Genomic DNA, 16972 nt, shown 5'->3' on the forward strand with positions numbered 1-16972 from the left:
GGGTCCCCGCCCGGGCCCCGAGGGGAAGGGCGAAGGCCGTGCCCGACATGCGAGGGGTCCGACGTCGGTGCGCGCTGCTGCTGCCCGTCGTGCTGCTGCTGGTGGGTGCCGCGGCCGGGCCGGAGGGGCCCGTCGTGGACACCGACCGCGGTCCGGTGCGGGGCCGGACGCACGACGCGTACAGCACCTTCGAGGGCATTCCCTTCGCGGCTCCCCCGACCGGTCCGCGGCGCTGGCGGCTGCCCGGGCCGGCGCGCCGGTGGGAGGGCGTTCGCGACGCCGGCGCGCCCGGTTCCCGCTGTGTGCAGCTGCCCGTGCTCGGGCCCGGCGGGCCGGTCGGCTCCGAGGACTGCCTGTACCTCAACGTGACCGCCCCGGCGGGCCCGGCGGCCGGGGCGCGGCCGCGGCCGGTCATGGTCTGGTTCCACGGCGGCGGCTTCTTCAGCGGCTCCGGCGACGTCTACCGGCCGGACCGGCTTGCCGTCCGGGGCGATGCGGTGGTGGTGACGGCCAACTACCGGCTGGGCGTCTTCGGGCTGTTCGGCCACCCGGAGCTCGGCGGCGCCCCCGGCTTCGCCCTGGCGGACCAGCGGGCGGCGCTGCGCTGGGTGCGGACGAACGCGGAGCGGTTCGGCGGGGACCCGGACAACGTCACCGTCTTCGGTGAGTCGGCGGGTGCCCTGAGCGTCTGCGCGCACCTCACCTCGCCGGCCTCGGCGGGCCTGTTCCACAAGGCGATCGTGCAGAGCGGCTCGTGCTCGACCACGACGCCGCCGTCGGCGCTGCTGCCGGGCCTCGGTACGTACGAGCCCTTCGTGCCCGCGCGGCGCACGGCCGAGGAGGGCGCCCTGGCGGCGGCGCGGCTCGGCTGCGACCGGCCCTCGGGCGTGCTGGACTGCCTGCGCGCGCTGGACGCCCGTGCCCTCGCGACCCCCGACCTGATGCAGCGGTTCTCCCTCGTCCCGTACGGCGGCAGCGCCCTGCCGACGGAACCGCGGCGGGCGTTGCAGGCCGGACGGTTCCACCGGGTGCCGGTGCTGCAGGGAACCACCCGGGACGAGATCCGGCTCTTCCTCGCACAGACCCTCGCGGCCCACCCGATCGGCGACGAGAACGCCTACCGGGCCCGCATGGAGCGGTCCTTCGGCGTCGGGACGGCCCGTGTCGTGGAGGCCGCGTACCCCGTGTCGGCGTACCCGACCCCGGCGATCGCCTGGGCGACCCTGCTCACCGACGCGTCGTTCATCTGCCCGACGCTGCGGGACGGCGCGGCGCTGGGGCGGCACGTGCCGACGTACGGCTACCGGTTCAGCGACCGTGGCGCACCCGACTTCACCGGCCTGCCGCCGGTGCCCGAGCTGCCGCTCGGAGCGGCCCACGGCTTCGAACTGCCCTACCTGTTCACGATCACCCCGCTGGCGGAGGCGCAGCAGCGGCTCGCGGACCGTATGACCGGCTACTGGACCGCCTTCGCGCGGACCGGCGTGCCGGCGGCGCCCGGTGCCCCGCAGTGGCCGCGGCCGGGGGCGCCGGGGCGGGTGCTGTCGCTGGCTCCGGGCGCGGACGGGATCCGGACGGTGGACGGACGGGCCGAACACCACTGCGCGCTCTGGGACGAGCGGTGGCCCGGGGTCACCACTGCTCGGTGACGACCTCGTACTCGGCCGTGCGGAGGGTCAGGGTGCCGTGGTCGCCGTAGACCTCGCGGCGCCATTGGGCGAACACGGCGGCGATCGCCCGGGCGTCCTCCGCGGCGCCCTTGCCGACCTGCCGGGTGGAGAAGGTGATCCGTGCCTCGCCGACCGAGCGCACCTTGCGGACGCGGGTCTGCGTGACGGACACGTCTTCGTCCCGGGCGGCGCGGTGCCCCCGGTGGTAGGCCTTGAAGTCGCGGGTCATGTCGAACCAGTCGGCCGGACCGCAGGGGCCGCCGCCGTTGGCCATCTCCCCGTCGGTGGGCGGGCCCGCATAGGCACCCGTCTCCTGGTCCGTCGGCGGGCCGGCCGGGGCGCCGGTGTCCTCGTCCGTGGGCGGGCCTGCGTAGGCGCCGGTGTCCTCGTCCGTGGGCGGGCCTGCGTAGGCGCCGGTGTCCTCGTCCGTGGGCGGGCCCGCGTAGCTGGCGGTCTCCTCGTCGGTCGGCGGTCCGGCCGGGGCGCCGGTGTCCTCGTCGGTCGGCGGTCCGGCGTACCCGCCCGGATCCTCGTCCGTGGTCACGTCCAGGTCGCAGTCGGCCGGCGCGAGCGTGGGTACCCCGGCCGGCGGCGCGGCCTGCCCCGCCCGCGTGGTCCCGCACCCCGCGAGGACGGCGCACAGGAGCCCCGCCACCACCACGCGCCCGGTCACGGACACCGCGTTCTTCGCCATGGTCGTCCCCCCTTCGGCCGTCAAGAGGCGCTCACGGGGGCGGTGGTTCCATCCGGCCCTCAGCCGCCCCATCGGGGAGGGCTACCGTGAGGTCATGACCAGCTCAACGGCCCTTCCGCTCCTCTACCTCGATGTCGACGGCCCGCTCATCCCCTTCGGGGCGGGCCCGTACCCGGCCGGGGACGGCCCCCACCCCCTGCTGGCCCGCATCGACCCCGCGCTCGGGCCGCTGCTGGCGGGGCTGCCGTGCGAACTGTGGTGGGCCACGACGTGGATGGCGGAGGCCAACGAGTGCGTGGCGCCCCGGCTGGGACTGTCGGATCTGCCCGTGGTGGCCTGGCCGGAGCCCTCCGACGAGGACGGGCGGGGCGGCGTCCACTGGAAGACCCCCGCGCTGCTCGACCACGCGGCCGGACGGCCCTTCGTGTGGATCGACGACGAGATCACCGACGCCGACCGGGCCCGGGTGGCCGATCGCCATCCGGGCCCGGCCCTGTTGCACCGCGTCGATCCGGGCCGGGGCCTGACCGCCGGGGACTTCACGGTGCTGCGGACGTGGCTCCGCTCGGTGTAGCCGTCCACGACGCGGCGACCAGGGAGCGTTCCGCCCCCGCCAGGTGGGTGGCCACGGCCAGCCAGGCCCAGGCGTAGCCGTCGGGCGAGGGGTCGGCGAGCCTGCCGAAGGCGTCGCGCGGGCGCCGGTCGGCCTCGGCCGCGAGGGCGGTGGCCAGGTCCGCCGCGCCGGTGAGCCCGGCCCGGCGCAGCGGACCGTACGCGGCCAGGGGCGCCGTACCGCGGGCCGCCTCGGCGACCGCGCGGCGGCCGCCGGCGACCCCGGTCTCGAGGAGCCGTCGCACCCGCCACAGCGGGGAGTCGGCCAGCGGGTCCGGGGCCTCGGACGCCGGTACGGCTCCGGGCTCGGGCGCCGGCACGGCGGTGTCCGGCGGCGGGAAGTGCTCGCCCTGGAGGCGCTCGTAGCCGAGGTCGGCTCGGCCCAGCCATTCCTCGGGCAGCCTCAGCGTGTACGGCTCGCCGGGCACCGGGCCGACGGCCACCGGGCGAAGGGTGGCGGCGCGGTCGAGATCGGGGCGGCCGAGGACGCGCAGCCGGAGTCCGGGGTACGAGGCGATGCGCCGCAGGTTCTCGGTGTGCGGCAGCTCCGGGTGCGGGTGTGCGGGCAGCAGCCTCAGCATCGGTGCGTGCGGTCGGGCCTCGCGGACGAGGAGGTGGTCGCCGGCCGGTCCGACGACCACGACGTCGCAGCCGATGAGGGTGGTTTCCGTGTCGGCGGCGTCGGCCGGGTCCGCCAGCAGCGCGGCGACGGCCTCCGCCGCGGGCCGGGCGAACAGCGGGGCGGCGGGCCCGTCGGTCCACGGGGCGCCGGGCAGCGGGGTCGCCTTGACGCCGCGTCCGGCGCCGAGCCGGCCCTCCGCCGAGACCGTCGCGCCGACGATGCGCAGGCCGCCCCGGGCGAGGCCGGCGTGGTCGAGGGTGGCGCCGCCGAGGGCGACGGAGGCCCGTCCGGCCCCGCGGGCGCGGGCCAGGCCTCCCGGGCGGACGTCCGAGATGGAGTAGCGGGAGCCGTCCGGTGCCAGCAGGTGGGTGACGACCCCGCCGTAGCCGGTGGCCGACAGCACGGGCTCGCGGCACAGGCCGTGCACCTGGAGGCTGCCGCCCGCCGTGTAGGCGCGCCGGGAGGTGCCGGTCAGTGCCGGGCCGGCCGCGCCGGAGGCCAGTACTCCGGCGGTGTGCAGGAGTTCGCGGAAGGATCCGGTGAGGTCGCCCAGGCGGTGGGCGGTGCGGCGTTCGCGGGCCGCGCGCAGGCCCCGTACGACCCGTAGGGCGGCCGCTTCGGCGCGGGGCAGCCCGGCGAGGCGGGCGGTGTGCGCTGCGCGCAGCAGCTCGGCCTGGACGACGGCGCCGCCGGCCGTGACGCCGGCTGCGAGGGCTTCGGCCGCGGCGTGCCAGAGCGCGGCGGCGGCGCCGAGCTGGGCCGCGGTGAGGGCCGGAGCGGGCTCCGCGGGATCTGCGGGCTCTGCCGCCCCTGCCGATGCGGCTTCGGCGGATGCCACTTCGGCCGATCCGGCGGACTCGGCCGGTTCGGCTGACGTCGTCCGCTCCGTTCCGGCGGTCACGGCCGGCTCGGGCTCCGGCGGGGCGGTGTCCGCGAGCGGGGCGGCGCCCAGCGCCGCGGCCCGGTGCAGGCACCGGGGTGCCAGCAGGCAGGTACAGATGGCCTGCCCCGCCTCGGTGACCGTCCCCGCCGGGCCGGGCCGCAGGGTGACGAGGGCGTCCTCGCCGAACCGGAAGGTGACACTTCCGTCGGCCTCGCGGACGGCGGCTGCCGCGCAGCCGGCGGTGGCGTCGTCCAGCTTCTTGCGCAGCCGCGCGGTGAGGTTCTCGACCGCCTCGGCGAGCACCTCGGGTGCGACGGGCGGCAGTTCGGTGCTCAACGGGACCCTCCACGGAGGCGGTCGCCCACCCAGCGGGCGAGGGCGAGAGGACTGAGGGCGGCCACGGGCATGCCGGCCGCGACGAGTTGCCGCGCGACCGGGACCGAGTACCGGGGGTTGCCCGTGTCGTCGAGCGCGGCGCAGCCCATGAGGTGGGCGCCGGAGGCGGCCAGTGCGCGGACCTCCCCGAGCAGTCCGCCGATCGGCCCGCCCTCCTCGAAGTCGCTGACCACGACGACGAGGGTGCGGCTGGGGACGGTGATCAGGGAGCGGGCGTGGGCGAGACCGGCGGCGATGTGCGTGCCGCCGCCGACGCGCACCTCCAGCAGCAGCGAGAGCGGGTCGTCGACCCGGTCGGTGAGGTCCACGACCTGGGTGGAGAAGGCGAGGAAGTGGGTGGAGAGGGTGGGGACGCCGCCCAGTACGGCCGCGGTCAGGGCCGACCAGATGACGGAGGCCTCCATGGAGCCGGACACGTCGACGACCAGGACGAGCCGCCAGTCGGCCTCGCGGCTCGCCCGGGTGCTGAAGACGGGCCGTTCCGGTACGACGACCACCGTGCCGTCGGCCCGCCGGCGGGCGTGCGCGAGGTTGGCGCGCAGGGTGCGGGCGAGGTCGAGCGCACCGCCCGGGCGCCGGGTGGGACGCGGGGTGGTGAGGCCGGACAGGGACGGGCGCAGCTTGGTGGCGAGCTCCTTGGAGAGTTCGTCGACCAGCCGCTTCACCAGGGGGCGCAGTCGGGCGAGTTGGGCCTCCGGCAGCCCGCCGGCGAGCGACAGTACGGAGCTCAGCAGCTCCACGGAGGGCCGCACGGCCGCCGGGTCGAGCTGGGCGAGGACATCGGTGCGGCCGGCTTCGGCGGCACCGGCCAGGACCTCCTCCCGTACGTCCGCGCCGAACAGCGCTTCGAGCTCCTGCGACCATTCGCGGGCGGTCGGGAAGGAGGCCTCCTGGCCGCCGCTGCGGCCCGGTCCCTGACCGGTGCCGAGGTCGCCGGCGCCTTCGCCGTGCCCGGAGCCGTACAGCTCGTCCAGCGCGTGGGCGTAGCGGCGGGCGCCGGCGGGGAGCCGGTCGCGTTCGCGGCCGAGCAGCAGCCGCCAGCGATCGGCCGGGGCGAGCCGGCGCGCGTCGGAACCGGGCTCGGACCCGGGCTCGGGCTCGGACCTGGGCTCGCGGGCCGGGGCGCGCGGTGCGTCGGGGGCGTCCGGGGCCGAATCCGCGGCCGGTTCCCCCCGCCGGGGCAGAGGGAGGGCCTTGAGTGCGGCGAGCCCGGCCGCATCGGCGGCGGCCCACAGGGCGAGCAGGGCGGGCGGGGCGTCGAGTGCGAGGTCGATGCGGTCGCCGAGTCGTTCGGTGACGGTGTCCAGGAGCCGGTCGCGGGCGGCCGGTGCGAGGGCGTCGAAGCCGCCGCGCAGGGCGGGGAGACGGTCGAGGAAATCCTGGTCCGCGAGGTGGTCGACGCGGTCGAGGAGCGGGGTGAGGGCGGCCGGGGAGGACTGCAGCAGCGGACCTGCGGCGGTGAGGAGTCCGGCGAGCCGGCGCGCCAGGGCGCGCCGGCTGTCGGCAGTGCCGGCGCTGTCGATCCATCCGGCGGCGCGGTCGCCGAGGGCCTCGGCCGGGTCGAGGTCGAGGAGGACCCGTACGGCCAGGGCCGCGCCCTGCATGAGCGGGGACGCGGAGGCGGCCAGGGCGGTGAGCGCGTCGTCCGTGCGCAGGCCCAGGTGGTGGGCGGCGGCGCGGTCGGCGAGGGCCACGAGGGCGGCGGCGTCGGCCGGTTCCTCGCTGCCGGCGAGGCCGGGCAGGGAGCGCACGGCGGCTTCGAGGAGGTCGCCGGCGAGCACGGCGCAAGCGGCGCGGGACGCCGCGGAGGTGCCGGGGAGGTGGCCGCGGTGCAGGGCCTCCAGGAGGTCGAGGGCGTCGAGGAGTTCGGGCAGGGTCGCCGTCTGCGGCAGGACGGTGGCCGCCTCGTGGAGGCGTACGTCGACCAGTTCGGGCAGGTCGCACCGGGCGGCGGCGGCCAGCCCGGCGAGGATCTGCGCCGGGGTGGGGCCGCCGTCGGCGGCGGCCCGTCGGGCGGTTTCGCTGAGCGTCCCTGCCGCGGCCTGGGCGGCGGTGACGCCGCGCACGCCGGTGAGGTCCAGGCGGGCCGGGACGGCAGGCGTCCAGGACAGCCGCCACTTGGTGCCGAGGGCGGTGCCGTCGCCGGTGGCGGCGACGGTGAGGGGCTCCCCGTAGGAGGCCCCGCAGACGAGGAGCCGCTGGAGGAGGACCTCGCGGCGGCCGTCGAGGGCGGAGCGGAGCGGGTCGAGGCGGACCTCGCGGGGCGCGGGGTCCTCGGGGCACGGCAGGCGGAGCTCGGCGAGTTCGGCCTCGACCGAGGGGCCGAGGCCGGAGCGGGGGGCGTGCGGGGTGGTCCGCCCGCGGGCGGTGCCGACGAGCACGGCTTCGAGGGCCTGCGCCAGTGCCCGGCCGCGGCCGAGGGGTTCGCCCTGGCCGAGGACGGTGGTGACGGCTTCCAGGAGCTCGCCGCGGCCGGGTGCGGGAAGCTCGCGCAGGGCGGCGAGGTCGCAGGCGAGCCGCAGGGTCTCGGCGGCTTCGCCGGTGCCGGCGGTGTGGCCGGCCCGGCGGAGCTCGCGGCAGAGCCCGGTGACGGCGACGGAGGCGGCCTCCCGGAGCCGCCCGGGGTCGCCGCCGGCCTCGAGGACGGCCTGCTGCCAGAGCGGGTCGCGGATGCCGGCGGGGTAACCGGAGCGGGAGTCGAGCAGATCGAAGGAGTACGGCACGAAGGAGGTGACGGCGGTGTCCACCGGCCCCGCCGGGCCCGACCCGGAAGCGGCGTCCTTGCCCAGGCGTCGACCCGGCGCGGCCGGGGCGGCCGGGGCGGCCGGGACCGCACGACCGGGTGCGGCACCGTCGGCGGCGCCTGCGGCCGAACCCTGTCCGGCCGCGGCCGCGGACGCGCCGTCCACGGGGGCCGGTACCTCCGGGTCCGAACCGGGCGGGCTGTCCGCGCCCCGGGGGGCCGCGGACTCCGCTGCGGCGCCCCCGCCCGGGAGACCCCTGCCGGCCGACCCGGGCAGGTCCGCACCGTCGGCCTGGCCGTCCGCGGTCGCCGACGGCGTGACGAGGGCCGGGGCGTGGAAGGAGCCGATGACGGCGGCCACGCGGTGGCCGCCAGCGGCGGCGTCGGCGATCACGGCGCGCATGTGGGCCTCGCGGGCGAGGTCGCGGTCGGGGACGGGGCCGTCCTCGCGCAGTGCCCAGCCGACGCCGAGCGCGGCCCGGCGTACGGCCTCCGGGGAGCAGCCCGGTGCGAGGACCTCGACGGCGCGGTCCCACAGGTCGTCGCCGTCACGGCCCGTGCCGGCGGCGGTGAGGCCGTCGGCGAAGCTGCCCGCGCGCCGCGGGCCGTCAGCCGCTTCCGGAGCGCTGTCCGTGAGGGTGGTCGTGCCCGTGGAGTTCGGCGTGGCGTCCACGGCCCGCGGCGGGGCGTCGGGGCCGTCCGTGGGCGGGGACGGGTGCGGGACGGGGGGCCCGGGGGTCCAGCCGGGGTCGGACAGCGGCAGGTCGCAGCACAGGACGGCCGCACCGCGGCGGCGGGCCCAGCGGACGGCCGCCAGTTCCGGGGAGAAGTCCGCGAACGGGTAGAACGCCAGGCGGCCGTCCTCGCCGGTGCCCGCGAGGGCGACGGGGGCGACGGTCTCCGGGTCGGCCAGGTGCTCCAGCCACGGCTGGAAGTCCGCCGGGAGCTCGACGCAGACCACGTCCGCGCCGGAGGCGTCCAGCAGGGCCGGCACCACCGCGGCCAGCGCGGGGCTGTGGTGCCGCACCCCGATCAGGTAGGGCTCGCGGGCAGCGGCGAGCGCGTCGACCGCGGCCCGCGGGTCGGTGTGCGTCAACGCAGGCTCCCGCGCAGGTCCCAGAGGCGGCGCCACATCGCCGAGCCGTCCTCGGCACGGCGCCGGACCGGGCCGTCCCAGTACCCCAGCAGCCTTCCGTGGTCGGCGGGGTCGTCCTTGCGCACGACGCCCAGCAGGTGCCCCGGCAGCAGGTCCAGCACGTCCCCGTCCGGCAGGTACGCGGCGGCGACGCCCAGCGAGGCCGCCACCTGCACGGCTTCGGCGGTGGACATGACCGTACCGGGTCGTTCCACGTCCCAGCCCTCGGCGGAGCGTCCCGAGCGCAGGTCGCGGAAGACGGTGACGAGCGCGTCGAGCACGGCGTCGTCCACGGCGAAGGCGGCGCCGGCCCGCTGGACGGCGGCGACGGCCTGGCGGCGGATCAGCGTGGCCTCCGCGTCCGCGTCGGCGATCGGGCCGACGGTCTCGAAGTTGAAGCGCCGCTTGAGGGCGGCGGACATCTCCGAGACGCCGCGGTCGCGCAGGTTGGCGGTGGCGATGACGGTGAAGCCGGGGGCCGCGGAGACCACGGCGTCCTCGGTGGCGGTCAGTTCGGGCACGCTGACCCGCCGGTCCGACAGGATCGACACCAGCGCGTCCTGGACCTCGGGCAGGCAGCGGGTGATCTCCTCCACGCGGACCACGCGCCCGGTGCGCATGGCGGAGAGGACCGGGGAGTCGACCAGTGCGTCCGGAGTGGGGCCCTGCGCGAGCAGGAGCGCGTAGTTCCAGCCGTAGCGGAAGGCGTCCTCGGTCGTGCCCGCGGTGCCCTGGACGGTGAGGGCGCTGGTGCCGCAGACGGCGGCGGCCAGCAGCTCGGACAGCATCGACTTGGCCGTGCCGGGCTCGCCCGTGAGGAGGAGTCCGCGCTCCCCGGCGAGGGTGACGACGCACCGCTCCACCAGGGCGCGTTCGCCGACGAACTTGGGCGCGATGGCGAGCTTGGCCGGGAGGCCGGCGCGGCGCTTGGGCAGGGCCAGTTCGGTTCCGTCGCTGCCGCAGACGAAGGTGACCACGGCCCGCGGCGTCAGTGCCCAGCCGGGCGGGCGGGGGCCGGTGTCGTGGGCGGCGAGGAAGGCGAGCTCGGCGGCGTGGCGTTCCTCGGCGGGCAGCACCTGCCGGGCGGCGGGGGCGGATGGTGCGGTGACGGTCATCGGGTTCCTCTGCACGTGTACGAAAGGGGTGGTGGGGGGCCGACGCGGGCCCACCGTGTCAGGTGGGCCGCGCCGGCCCCGCGTCGGGGTGCCGGTCGGCCGGGTCAGCGGCGGCGGGCGCGGGTGCGCTTCACCTTGAGCTCCTGGAAGCGCGGGACATCGCCCTCGCGGACCCGCTGCCAGGCCCGGCGGTAGAGCTCCGCGGCCGGTTCGGCCGGTGCCAGTACGCCCAGGAGGGGCCGGCCGCCGGGGGTGAGGCCGTACATCGGCAGCTTCCACTGCTCCACCGGCAGGGCCGGGGAGGCCATGTCGGCCCACCCGCCGGGCAGGAACAGCGAGCGCCCGGCGCGGCTGCGGTCGGCCGACACCACCAGGTCGGTGGCGGCCAGTTCGGCGCGGGCGGCCTTGAGTCGGGCCGGCTTCCAGCCCGTCCACCGGGCGGTGTTGCGGTCGGTGGGGTCGGGCATGGCGAGCAGGGCGAGGTAAAGGGCGGCCGCGTCGGCGCCCAGTCCGTGCTCGGCGCGGACCTCCTCCACCAGTTCGGGGACCGAACGGCTCGGGTCCTGCGGCCACCACGTGCCGGCCGCGTCGGTCTCGCCGGCCGCGGGCGCGCCCGGGTCGGCGAGCAGTGCGGCGAAGCCCGGGTCGTGGGCGGTCCGCAGGGCCGTCTCGGCCCCGGAGGGCTGCTGGTCGTCGCCGCGCAGTGCCGGCAGGTACGGGTCGGAGCCGGTGGAGTCCAGCAGCGCCGTGCGCACCGCGGGCTTGGGCTGGTCGTCGTGGGTGGCCATGACGACCGCGCCGTAGCGCTCGTAGCCCTCGCCGGTCTCGGACGGGGTGCCGGCGACCTTCCGGAAGTTCGGAAGGCTGGTGTAGTGCGCGATCTCCAGGAGCAGTTCGGGCGCGGCGAGCCGCTGCCGTACGGCGGTCAGCGCGGGCGGCAGGACCGCCCGCACGGGGTCCCCGGCCGGCAGCCGGTGGGCCAGCCATGCGCTCATGGCCAGGGTCGCGGTCAGGACCTGCGCGTTGAAGGGGCCGGTGACGGCCACGGCGGGCTCCACGTGGTCGCCCTTGACGATCCACGGCACGTCGACGGAGAGCTCGTGCGAGGAAGCCGGGTCGAGCAGAGCGGCCAGCACGCGGTGTGCGGGCCATCCGCCGCGGACGGCGCGCGCGGCTTCCGTGGCCAGCCAGTCGGGTACGGGGGTACGCCGGCCCACGCGCCGGTTCCACACCTCCGCGGCGGCCGCCACGTCGGGGCCTTCGCTCCACAGGCGTGCCGGATCGGCGGGCAGCAGGGCCGCGACCACGGCGCGGCGGAGCTCCGCCGCGAGGGCCTTGAGCTCGTCACGGGCGTAGGCGGCGTCGGTGGCCTTGACGCCGAGGGCGGTGCGGACCTCCGCGGGCAGGAAGTTGCGGTCGTAGCTGTCGATGTGCGGGAGTCCGGCGACCACCAGGCGGGCGAGTGCGCCGGAGACCCCGGTGAGCCGGGAGAACTCCTCCGCGGCCTCCGGGCGGAAGGGCACCGGGCCGTGCTCGGCGGCCGCGCCGAGGAAGGCGGTCAGCCAGCCCGGGCCGCGTTCGGGGTCGCCGAGGGGTGTCGCGCGCCGGACGGTGTAGGGGCCGGGGACGGTGAAGCGGCCGGTGGGGTCGTGGAGGAGGCCGCCGAACTCGTGCCCGTCGGGCACGGAGGTTCCGTGCTCGGTCACGGCGAGGACGGCTCCGCCGCCCAGCGGCAGCAGGCTGCGGTGGTAGAGGTTGCGGTCGAGGCCGTCGGGTCCGGTCAGGTGGGTCTGGCCGAGGTGGACCTCGACCTGGCGCCAGTTGTCGGCCGATCCCTGTGCCGAGGCCATGCCGAGGGCGTCCACCTGAGCGAGCAGGGTGAGGACGGCCTCCCGCTGTTCGTCGGTGGTCGTCGCGGCGACGGCCCGGTAGGCGGCGGCAGCCGGCTGGTCGAACAGCGGTGTCCAGGTGAAGCTGTAGTACGGCAGGGCGGGCGTGTCGAAGTGGAGCAGCCCGGGTACCCCGGCGGTGTCGGTCTCGGCGCGGGCGGCGCCGAGGAGGCTCAGGGTGCGGTGCGTGCCGTCGCTGTCGCCGTTGTAGCGGTAGTGGGCGTAGTCGAGCAGGCCGTTGAGGGCCGCGCCGAGCAGCTCGTCGGCGGGGCCGGGCTCGCGGTCCTCCTCGGGGGCGGTGTCGGCGTCGAGGCGGGCCGAGATGCCGTCCAGGGCCTTCTGCTGGGTGAGGGCGAACCGCAGGACCTCGACGATGCCGCCGATCAGCTTGGGGTCGGTGACCCGCGGCAGGGCCGCGCTCACCACGTCCGGCAGGTCGGTGACCTTCGGCGCGGCCGCGGCGGCCTTCAGGAGCGCCCCGACCGTCTCGCGGTCGGCCGTGCGGAGCGCGGCCGAGCCCTCCGGGTCGCGCGGGCGCAGCGCGTACCAGTGGGAGAGCGGCGGGAGGTCGACGCTGCCCGTGCTGAAGGGGGTGTCGTGGCGGTCGTTGCGGGTCTGGGCGGTGACGACGCCTTCGGGGTCGCTGAGGGACAGCTCGCGCCAGCGGTGCGAGAGGGCGCGCGGGCGGTCGTCGCCCGGGAAGGTGAGGGCCGCGACCGGCATCTCCCTGCCTTCGGGGACGGTGACGGTGCGTCCGCCGGTGTCGGTGCCGACCCAGCCGTTGCCGGGGAGGCGTGCGGTGCGCCAGCCGAGGAGGCCGTCGACGGGCGCGCCGAGCACGGAGCCGTCCACGGCGGGCGCGGGCAGCAGCCAGTTGGAGTACCCGGTGGAGGCCTTGCCGTTGTACTCCTTCAGGGCGTCGGCGAAGAACGCCGGGAGGGAGAAGCGCCCGTGGGCCGCGCCGACCGGGTCGTACTCGAGCCAGCCGTTCTCGTTGTCGTGGTCACGCCGCTGCCACACCCAGTAGGAGGTGCCGTCGGACACGACCGGCCGCTCGTCCGGGAGCCGGGTGTCGCCGCGGTGCAGGACGCCGCCGCCGGTGGTGCGGCCGCCGCCGGGGAGCGGCACGGAGAGGTGGTCGCTGCGCAGGGACCAGTAGTTGCGGTTGGTGTCCAGGGTGAAGACGGTGCCGGGCGAGGAGTGCCAGTAGCCCTCGACGCGGTTGGCGCTCCAGTCGGACCAGAAGACGAGCAGTTCGCCGTCGACGTAGTGGAATCCCATGCGGTGGTGGGAGCCGGTGGGCACGCGCAGGTCGTGCGTCAGGACCGTCGAGTCGGCGTCGATGACGCGGACCTGGGCCGCGTTGGCGACGATCAGGTACGGCCAGGCCTCGACGACGGTGAGGCCGTGCCGGTCCTTGCCGGGGGTCAGTTCGGCGACGGCGCTCTCCCAGGCGGGCCAGGCCAGTTCCTCGAAGAGGCCGCCCCGCAGGGTGCGGGCGAGGGTTTCCCCGAGGTCGGCGGCGGCTGCGGCGGCGACCTCCTCGGGGGCGAGCACCAGGGCCTCGACGGGCAGCCAGGTCAGCCGCTCGATGGCGTCGGGCACGCCGGGCAGGCCGGCGGCGACGGAGGCGCGGGCGACCTCGACCATCCACTCGGTCAGGAGCGGGCGCGCGCCGGGCGAGGCGGCGACGTGGCGGACGATGTCGGCGCCGCCGCTGCCCAGGCCGTTCAGCGCCCGGCGGAATGCGGGCTGGAAGCGGGGGTCCGCGGCGACGGCGGACAGGTCGCGGCGCTCGTCGCGGGCGGCCCAGTCCGACAGGTTGAGCGAGTCGTGCCGGTGCCGCGCCCCGTCTTCCCGAGGGTCGACGACCGGGACGTCGAGGGTGAGCAGCAGGTCGAGGAGGTCGGCGTCCTGGACGCCGATCTGCAGGCCGGCCTCGCGCCCGGGCCGGTCGAGTTCGGCCCGCAGCTGCGGGGCGCAGCGCTCGACGATGTCGAGGAGCGCCGGGTGCGTGGGGCGGCGGCCCCAGCCGGAGTGGCGGGCGGTGTGGAAGCGCTCGAGCCAGCCGGCGGTGCCGTCGGCGCAGCGCTCTTCGTCGGGCAGGTTGCCGTCGGCCAGTGCGGCGGTGGCGCCAGACTCCTCCAGGACCTCCAGCCACAGGTCGGTGAGGTCGGTGTCTCCGCCGGGCGGGGTCAGTCCGAGGAGGGTGCCGCGCACGGCGGGGACGCGGAGGGCGAGCGCGACGAGGGCGCCGCGGTGGGCCTTCCACCAGCCGAGCGCGGCGCGCAGGGTGGCGGGCAGGGGCAGCAGTTCGGCGAGGTAGTCCTGCTCGGGTTCGGTGCCGGTCAGGCCGGCGGCGCGGGCGAGGCGGCGCAGCTCGACGGCGGCCTGGGCGGAGGGCGGCAGTCCGCCCGCGGTGCGGCGTACGCACAGGCGGCGGAAGCGCTCGTAGGCCTCGGCGGGGCTGACGCGGACCGCCAGGGCCTTGCCGTAGCCGGCGAGCACCTTCACCGGCAGGGCGCCGGCCAGCGCGAATTCGAGGAAGACGGAGTCGAGGCGGTCCTCGTCGACGGCCAGGCCGTGCTGGGCCTCGGCGGTGCGGGCTCGGCCGAACAGCTGGGCGGCGTAGGTGGTGTTCTCGACGGCGAGGAAGATGCGCGCGGCCTGCTCGTGGAAGAGGGGCAGGAAGTGCGGCACGGAGGCGGCGAGGCGGTCGGCCAGTTCGGTGCACGCGTCGAGCGCGGCCTTGGGCTTGGTCTTGGCCTGGCGGGCGATCCGGTCGAGCTCGGGGACGACGGCGAGGGCGTGGTGGCCGTCCTCGGGGTGGTGCACGAGGACCCATTCGGGGAAGCCGAGTGCCTGGCGGCGGCTCAGGCCGACGACGGGCGGCTCGCCCTCCTCGCATACGAGGCCGAGGAAGCCGGCGGCGAGGTCCTCGGCCGCTCCGAGTTCGGCGGCGGCGAGCCGGACGACGACGCGGTCCTCGTCGAGGCCCGGGTGCCGGTAGGTGCGGGCGGTCAGGTCGACGGCGCCGGCTCCCGCGCCGGTGGTGCCGTTCGGGAGGACGGCGCCGGCCTGCAGCAGCAGTTCGTTCTCGGTCGCCGCGGTGTCTCTCAGGTTCTTGCTCATGCGTCCCCGCCCTCCTCGATCTTGCGCCCGGCGTACAGTGCCGCGGCCATTCGCATTCCTTCGGACCAGGCCACCGGTCCGACCTTCGTCAGCGGTACCGCCCGGCCGTCCTCGTCGTGCCAGCTCAGGGCGCCGGTGGTGGTCTCGTCGTCGTAGTAGGGCTCGCCGATCCACACCGACGCCTCCGTGCCGGAGCCGGCTCCGGTGTCGCGGACCTTGCAGGTGGCGTAGCCGCCGGAGACCCGGTAGCCGAGGGCGGTCGCGCGGGCGGCGAGGCCGAAGCGGGTGGGGAAGACCCCGCCCGCGTAGTCGCGGACCTCGGTGGCGGTGGCGGAGACCTCGTCGGGCTTGCGCCAGGTGGCGCGGTGGATCTGCTCGACCTGCTGCACGATGCCCAGCTCGGCCGCGAACTCCCGTACGTCGTCCAGGTCGGGCAGCAGTACGGGGTGGGGCAGGGTCACCGTGCGCGGGGAGAGCCGTACGGTCTCGCCGTCGAGGTTGACCACCTTCAGCTCGCCGGACGTGGTGGCGTCCCGCAGGAAGCCCACCTCGCCGGGGTCGTCGCCGACGACGGCCAGGTCGCGCAGGGCGTTCTGCCAGGCCTCGTCGGGCCAGACCCGGGCGAGCAGTTCGGTCGGCACGGGCAGCGAGGACACCATCCAGGCGTCGACCTGGGCGACGCAGGCCGCCGCGTGCCGGTCGAGCCATTCGGCGAGCCGGCGCAGCCGGTCCACCTCGGGATGGTCCTTAAGCGCCTTGGGCAGCGTCTTCAACTGCCGTCCCGCTGCTCGGCCGGTGACGGACCTCGCCGCCACCCGCCCTTCCACCAGGGCGATCTCGTACCCCTCGCCCGCCGCCAGCCATGCCATCAGACCGTGCCCCTCCGCCTGTCCCGTACGTGTTTCCGCGCAGCCCTGACAGGGGGGAGCAAACCCCCCCTGAGCTGCGGTATGTCGGGAGACTAGCGAGAGCCACTGACAACGCCCGCCGGAGGGGCCTGCGTAGGTTGATTGTCCGGTTCTGGGTAGTCTTTCCCGGACAGTGACGGAGCGGTACCGGCTCGGGGTGGGGTTATGGGACGTCAGATACGTGTACCGGGTGCGCTGGTGGCGGCCCTGCTGCTGGCGGCCGCGGCCGGGTGTTCCGATCCCGAGGGGCCTCGCTCGCCGGGCGGCCAGGACCCGAAGCCGCAGCCGTCCGTCTCCCGGGCCGCGCCCCCGGCCGGGGCGCCGGCCGGCGGGGACGTGCTGCCCGGCCTGGTCACCACCGCCGAGGCCCGTACCCGGCTGGCCGCGCTGAAGGTGGCTCCGGTGGGCACGATGGCCGGCTACAGCCGGGCCAAGTTCACGCACTGGGCCGAGCAGGGCAACAAGTGCGACACCCGCGAGACGGTCCTCAGGCGGGACGGCGCCGAGGTGAAGCAGGACGGCGAGTGCCGGGCCGTGTCCGGCACCTGGAAGAGCCTGTACGACGGGGTGGCCGTCACCGACGCCGCCAAGATGGACATCGACCACATCGTGCCGCTCGCCGAAGGGTGGCGCTCCGGCGCGTCCGGCTGGGACGCCGCCCGGCGCAAGGCCTTCGCCAACGACCTGACCCATCCCCAGCTGCTCGCGGTCACCGCGTCCTCCAACCGGTCGAAGGGCGATCAGAGCCCCGACCTGTGGCAGCCGCCGGACCGTTCGAGCTGGTGCCAGTACGGACGGGCCTGGACCACCGTCAAATCCGTCTACGAGCTGACCGTCACCGAACCGGAGAAGAAGATGCTCACCACGATGCTGGACACCTGCACCTCATGACCGGGGCGGACCAGTGGCAGGACGAGGTGCTCGCCGGCCCGGGCGGCGCCATGACCGACGAGGTCGGCGTCATCACCGGCCCGCTCACCCTGCGCACCACCGCGACGGTCGACGGGCTGGTCCGGTTCGACGTCCAGTACCAGGACGCCGACGAGTGGTACACGCTCACGGGCAGCCCCAGGCCCCACCACGGCGCCCCGGCCGCCCTGCACGCGGCGGCCCTCGCCGCGATCCGCGCGGGCGGCGCGGCCGAAGCCCCCGGCGGCGGCCCCGCCTGAGCCG

The 16972-nt window shown here is 76.7% G+C and carries 10 protein-coding genes; 4 read left to right on the forward strand and 6 right to left on the reverse strand.

The genetic code is table 11. From position 1 onward, the window contains the following. Positions 1 to 47: 47 nt before the first annotated feature. Positions 48 to 1649: a carboxylesterase/lipase family protein gene (locus OHA91_RS02560; RefSeq protein ID WP_328741061.1), complete on the forward strand. Its 1602-nt coding sequence runs from the start codon at positions 48 to 50 to the stop codon at positions 1647 to 1649. Here the strand turns inward: OHA91_RS02560 and OHA91_RS02565 are convergent. Then, complete coding sequence (locus tag OHA91_RS02565; RefSeq protein ID WP_266496015.1) at positions 1633 to 2364, reverse strand: hypothetical protein; 732 nt, start codon at positions 2362 to 2364, stop codon at positions 1633 to 1635. The two genes, OHA91_RS02560 and OHA91_RS02565, sit on opposite strands and share 17 nt — an antisense overlap. Before the next feature lie 94 nt (positions 2365 to 2458). Between OHA91_RS02565 and OHA91_RS02570 the strand changes: the two genes are divergently transcribed. Further along, a complete protein-coding gene (locus OHA91_RS02570; RefSeq protein ID WP_266496013.1) occupies positions 2459 to 2938 on the forward strand; it encodes an HAD domain-containing protein in 480 nt (159 codons plus the stop codon). Here the strand turns inward: OHA91_RS02570 and OHA91_RS02575 are convergent. The 5 genes from OHA91_RS02575 to OHA91_RS02595 all read right to left on the reverse strand — a co-directional run bounded on the left by OHA91_RS02575 (position 2904) and on the right by OHA91_RS02595 (position 15760). After that, the gene (locus OHA91_RS02575) at positions 2904 to 4817 is read right to left on the reverse strand and encodes a hypothetical protein (RefSeq protein ID WP_266496011.1); all 1914 of its coding nucleotides are present in this window, start codon (positions 4815 to 4817) and stop codon (positions 2904 to 2906) included. The two genes, OHA91_RS02570 and OHA91_RS02575, sit on opposite strands and share 35 nt — an antisense overlap. Beyond that, positions 4814 to 8716 (reverse strand): vWA domain-containing protein, encoded by a 3903-nt coding sequence (locus tag OHA91_RS02580; protein WP_266496009.1) that lies wholly within the window; start codon positions 8714 to 8716, stop codon positions 4814 to 4816. The genes OHA91_RS02575 and OHA91_RS02580 overlap by 4 nt, the downstream gene beginning before the upstream one ends. Then, a complete protein-coding gene (locus OHA91_RS02585) occupies positions 8713 to 9870 on the reverse strand; it encodes an ATP-binding protein (RefSeq protein ID WP_136228284.1) in 1158 nt (385 codons plus the stop codon). The genes OHA91_RS02580 and OHA91_RS02585 overlap by 4 nt, the downstream gene beginning before the upstream one ends. A gap of 104 nt (positions 9871 to 9974) precedes the next feature. After that, positions 9975 to 14891, reverse strand: a complete 4917-nt coding sequence (locus tag OHA91_RS02590; RefSeq protein ID WP_266496006.1) for a DNA-binding protein — start codon at positions 14889 to 14891, stop codon at positions 9975 to 9977. Next, a complete protein-coding gene (locus OHA91_RS02595) occupies positions 14888 to 15760 on the reverse strand; it encodes a DUF4132 domain-containing protein (protein WP_266496004.1) in 873 nt (290 codons plus the stop codon). Before OHA91_RS02595 ends, OHA91_RS02590 begins: the two co-directional genes overlap by 4 nt. A 204-nt stretch (positions 15761 to 15964) precedes the next feature. Between OHA91_RS02595 and OHA91_RS02600 the strand changes: the two genes are divergently transcribed. Together OHA91_RS02600 and OHA91_RS02605 are read left to right on the forward strand one after the other, a co-directional pair. Continuing rightward, positions 15965 to 16690 (forward strand): HNH endonuclease family protein, encoded by a 726-nt coding sequence (locus OHA91_RS02600; protein ID WP_266496002.1) that lies wholly within the window; start codon positions 15965 to 15967, stop codon positions 16688 to 16690. Further along, a complete protein-coding gene (locus tag OHA91_RS02605; protein ID WP_266496000.1) occupies positions 16687 to 16968 on the forward strand; it encodes a hypothetical protein in 282 nt (93 codons plus the stop codon). The genes OHA91_RS02600 and OHA91_RS02605 overlap by 4 nt, the downstream gene beginning before the upstream one ends. Positions 16969 to 16972: the final 4 nt, after the last annotated feature.

The sequence above is a fragment of the Streptomyces erythrochromogenes genome (genome assembly GCF_036170895.1).
Lineage (GTDB): Bacteria > Actinomycetota > Actinomycetes > Streptomycetales > Streptomycetaceae > Streptomyces > Streptomyces erythrochromogenes.